Annotated in this window: 3 protein-coding genes and 3 pseudogenes; 5 read left to right on the top strand and 1 reads right to left on the bottom strand. The window is 72.7% G+C overall.

The window, feature by feature from the left end; translation table 11 throughout:
- From JM949_RS33840 to JM949_RS33855, 4 genes and pseudogenes are all read left to right on the top strand, one after another.
- Positions 1–882, top strand: a pseudogene (locus tag JM949_RS33840) (ATPase); the annotation flags it as partial.
- A complete protein-coding gene (locus tag JM949_RS33845; protein WP_030329023.1) occupies positions 879–1,283 on the top strand; it encodes a roadblock/LC7 domain-containing protein in 405 nt (134 codons plus the stop codon). The pseudogene JM949_RS33840 and the gene JM949_RS33845, both read left to right, overlap by 4 nt.
- A 98-nt stretch (positions 1,284–1,381) precedes the next feature.
- Entirely contained in the window at positions 1,382–1,759 is a 378-nt protein-coding gene (locus tag JM949_RS33850; protein ID WP_030329021.1) for a DUF742 domain-containing protein, read from the top strand.
- Position 1,760: 1 nt separating this feature from the next.
- Positions 1,761–2,353: pseudogene (locus tag JM949_RS33855) on the top strand (GTP-binding protein).
- Between the two features lie 267 nt (positions 2,354–2,620).
- Here the strand turns inward: JM949_RS33855 and JM949_RS33860 are convergent.
- Positions 2,621–4,033: pseudogene (locus JM949_RS33860) on the bottom strand (transposase); the annotation flags it as partial.
- Between JM949_RS33860 and JM949_RS33865 the strand changes: the two are divergent.
- On the top strand, positions 3,956–4,504 hold a 549-nt coding region (locus tag JM949_RS33865; protein WP_203152104.1), incomplete at its 3' end, for a dienelactone hydrolase family protein. The pseudogene JM949_RS33860 and the gene JM949_RS33865 sit on opposite strands and share 78 nt — an antisense overlap.

A 4,504-nucleotide genomic window follows, 5' to 3' on the forward strand; every position in this document is an offset into this window, starting at 1 on the left:
TGGCCGCCGGTTCCGGCTGGCGACCGGGAAACCGCCACCCCGCCGGTGCCCGAGCGGCTCGCCGCCGCCCTGGACATGACGACGGAGCTGCCCCGCGTGCCGCGACCCGGCGAGCAACTGCCGGCGGCTCAGGCTCAGGCCCCGGCACCCGCTCCGACGCCCGCTTCGGCTCCGGCTCCGGCTCCGCAGAGTCGGCCGGCACCGCAGCAGCCGCAGGCGCAGAACCGTCAGCGGTACGCGGACGAGACGATGGAGCTGCCGATCTTCCGGGAGCTCGAGTCGGCCTGGTTCCGTACCCGCCGCCCCGGCCCGGAGGAGACCGGCGGCCAGCCAGCGACGAACGGCGACACCGCGACCCAGCAGTTCGCCGCGGTCGAGGCCACCGGTCGGGCAGTCCACAAGACACCACCCGGGACGACAGGTAACACACCGATGGCAGACACTCCGACGGCCGGAGGAGCGCCGCGGGACAACGGCTCCACAGCGGGCGAGGGCGCACGCCCCAGCCTCGCTGAGAGCCTGCCGAACCGCCGGCCCCAACCGCAGACCAGCGGTTGGCAGACCGCTGCCGACGACGGCTGGCGGGCTGCCTCGGCGGCGGCCAGTTCGGTGCCGGTGGTCGAGACCACCACCACCGGTCTACCCAAGCGCAAGCCGATGGCGCAGCTGGTGCCGGGTGCGGTGGAAAAGCCCACGACCTCGGTCCAGCGGCGCTCCCCGGAGGCGGTCCGTGGCCTGCTCTCCGCCTACCACCGGGGCGTGCAGCGAGGGCGTAGCACCTCGGACAACCCGACCAGCCCGGAGGCGACTCCGGGAGGGCAATCCTCGCAGTCTGGCTCAGGCCCGGTGGCCGGGAGCGGGCAGAAGGAGCAAGAAGGATGACAACTACGCAGGATCTTGGTTGGCTTCTGGCCAACTTCGCCGACCGGGTGCCCGGCGTCGCGCACGCGGTCGCCGTCTCGGCGGACGGTCTACTCCTCGCGTCGTCACGGGATCTGCCGCGCGACCGGGCAGACCAGCTCGCCGCGATCTCGTCGGGTCTGGTGAGCCTGACCCAGGGGGCTGCGCGCTGCTTCGAGGGAGGCGCGGTGTTGCAGACTGTCGTGGAGATGGACAATGGTTTCCTGTTCCTGATGTCCATCTCGGACGGCTCGTCCTTCGCCGTGCTGGCCGCCCGTAGCTCCGACGTGGGCCAGGTTGGCTACGAGATGGCGCTGCTTGTCGATCGGGTGGGCGACGCGCTGACCCCGCAGCCCCGCGCGGCTGCGGGCATGCTGGGTTGATACCTCGCCGATCGTGAGGTCGGCGCGACCGCAACGAAGACAACGACGGGTTTCACCGGTGGGAGCCGGTGACGGGTGCGAAGGAGGTGAACGGCGACATGGCCGATCGTGACGAACCAACCGGAGCGTTGGTCCGTCCATACGCCGTGACCCGTGGTCGTACCCGTCCCCGACTCGACATCGCGCTGGAGGCGCTCGTCGAGACGACGGTGCGCGGCCGGGCCGCTGCCAATGGCAACGGCGGCCAGGGCCGCGAACACCAGTACATCGCCGCGCTGTGTGACGGACGCGTGCAATCGCTCGCGGAGATCGCGGCGCGGATGCAGCTCCCGCTTGGTGTGGCCCGGGTGCTCATCGCCGACATGGCGACGGACGGCCTGGTCGCGGTCCACGAGCCGACCATCCTGGACGACTCCGACGACGCGGTGGGCACTGAACTGCTGGAGAGGGTGCTGAGTGGACTTCGCAGGCTCTGACATGTCGCACCGCCCGCCGAACCCGAGCGGCCGCGTGACGTCGGCGAAGATCGTTATCGCTGGTGGGTTCGGCGTCGGTAAGACGACGCTGGTCGGCTCGGTCTCGGAGATCACGCCGCTGACCACCGAGGCCATCATGACCTCGGCGGGCGTGGGCGTCGACGACACCCGGCAGGTGCCGGGGCAAACGACGACCACGGTGGCCATGGACTTCGGCCGGATCTCGATCGACCGTGATCTGATCCTGTACCTGTTCGGTACGCCGGGTCAGACCCGATTCTGGTTCATGTGGGATGAACTGGTTCGGGGTGCGATCGGTGCGGTCGTGCTGGTGGACACCCGCCGGCTGGCCGACTGCTTCGCGGCGATCGACTTCTTCGAGCACCGACGCCTGCCGTACCTGGTGGCGATCAACTGCTTCGACGGAATGCAGTACCACGACCCGCAGGACGTCCGGGACGCTTGGCGATCTCGAGCGACGTGCCGGTGGTGGCCTGCGACGCCCGTAACCGGGAGTCGACGAAGCACGTGCTGATCTCACTGGTCGAGTACGTGCTGACGATGCGCCGCACGCGCGCCGTCGCCCCGGCCTGATCGGGACGCTGCACGCCCGGTGGTGGCCCTGGCCGCCACCGGGTGCCGCAACCTGCTCGCCGCGCCGCTGGGCGCTGGTGGGTGTCCCGACGCCGCCTTCGTGAGACCTCTGGACTGTCGGCCCCTGCACCCGGGGTCGGGCTTCCACGGGCATCTGGCGAGGGCGGCGTCTCCGTGTCTGCGGCTGTCCACGGTGCACGCTTCACAGCGGACGGAGAACGCCCCTCGGTCAGTCGACCGAGGGGCGTTCGCGCGGGTGTGCGAGGGTCAGGACTGGTAACCGGCCGAGCGGTACTCGTACTCCCGGTCGTCGTCGCGGTCCCCGTGGTCACGGCTGAAGTCCCAGCCGCCGGCCGCCTCGCGTCCGGGCCGACCGCCCACCGCGAAACCGCCGATCTCCTGGCCACGACGCCAGCCACGGAAGTAGCCGGTGGTGTTCTCCGCGAGGCTCGCCGCATCACGCACTATCCGCAATGGACGCTCCTCGCGCAGCGGGGAACCGGGGACCAGGTTGGCCTGCGGCACGCGCTTCGGCAGCCCGGCGTTGGTTTCGGCGCCCACCGCCGGGCGGGCGGCCTGCTCCGCGGCCTGCCAGCCGGTGTCGGCAGTGGTCGACCAGTCCAGGTCGGACTCCTCGGCGTGCCCGACGAACCAGGCTGACTTGGCCTGCGCGAAGATCAACAGGTCGCCGTCGCCCTCGTCCGCGACCGGCGGTGGCCGGTGCTCCACGGGCGGTGGCCGGTGCTCGACCGGCGGTGCCGGCCGGTGCTCCACCGGGGGCGGCGGCCGGTGCTCGGCAGCGCGTTCGCCGCGGGCGGCGGACCGGCCGCCCCGGGCGGCCTGCTCCCGGTCGACCAGGCGCAGCGGTGGAGTCTCCAGCTGCGCCTCCGCGGCCGGGGTGAGCCCCTCACGCAGTGCGCGGTCAGCAAGTGGTGGCGGCTCCACCAGCCGCAGCATGGGTGGTTCCTGGGGCAGGTCGTCGGCCAGCCAGGGCGGAGTGACCCGCCCGTCGGCCCGACCCGGGTCGGTCGGGGCGTCCACGCCACGGCTGCCACCGTAGGAGTAGGCCACCGGGTTGTTCGGCGAGCTGTCCGCCGGGTCCTCCGGGTTGTTGACCAGCGGCCAGTTGGCCCGGGAGCCGGGCGGTGCGGTCTCCTGGCCGGGCCGGGGGGTCGGCACCGGAATGCTGAGGTCGGTGGCGCTGAAGCCGCCGGTGGGCGGATCGACGGTAGTGAACCCGCCCGATGGTGGCTCGACGGTGCTGAATCCACCCGTTGGCGAATCCGTCGCCGGGCGTTGCTGGTGGCTCGGCCGGGGCTGGCCGTTGGTCTTGGGGCGGGGCGGAATGACGGTGCGCTGCCGCTCGGCCCGCGCGTTGTTGATCGCCGCGGTGGTCAGCGTCGGCCGGAACGGCTCACCGGCCTCGGCCGGGGGCACCAGACCACGCTGCGTCGGTGCGATCGGGGTGATCCCGGGTGGCGGGGGCGGTGGTGCGGAGACCGGCCGGTTGGTCGGCCCGTCGACGCGGCTGGGGGTTGGCTCGGTGCGCCCCGGCAGCGTGGCCGCCGGCGGACCAGCGCCCGGCTGCGGCAGGATGACCGGATGCGACACGTCGTGCTGTTCCACTCCGTCTACGGGTTGCGGCCCGCGGTGCGCGCCGCCGCCGAGCGGATGCGCGCCGCCGGGCACCAGGTCACCACCCCCGACCTGTACGGCGTCCCGCCCGCCGAGAGCGTCGAGGAGGGCTTCGCGGTGCTCGACAAGATCGGCCAGGAGGCGGTGCTGGACCGGGCCCGGGCGGCGCTGCGCGACCTGCCACCCGAGACCGTGCTCGCCGGTTTCTCGATGGGCGCCGGGGTGGCCGGCGCGTTGCTGGCCGAGCGCCCCGACGCGGCCGGTCTGCTCCTGCTGCACGGCACCGGCGGCGCACCGGACGCGGTCCGACCCGGGTTGCCGGTGCAGCTGCACCTCGCCGACCCCGACCCGTACGACGCGCCGGACGAGGTCGACGAGTGGCAGCGGGCGATGACCGACGCCGGAGCCGACTTGACGGTCTTCCCCTACCCCGGGGTGGGCCACCTGTTCACCGACCCGGACCTGGCCGAATACTCCCCGGCCGCCAGCACCGCCGCCTGGCCGCGGGTGCTGGCC

Source organism: Micromonospora tarensis (assembly GCF_016803395.1).
Taxonomy (GTDB): Bacteria; Actinomycetota; Actinomycetes; order Mycobacteriales; family Micromonosporaceae; genus Micromonospora; species Micromonospora tarensis.

Coding starts and splice junctions, on each gene's coding strand:
- JM949_RS33850 (WP_030329021.1), top strand. CDS start 1,382: ATGGCCGATCGTGACGAACCAACCGGAGCGTTGGTCCGTCCATACGCC.
- JM949_RS33845 (WP_030329023.1), top strand. CDS start 879: ATGACAACTACGCAGGATCTTGGTTGGCTTCTGGCCAACTTCGCCGAC.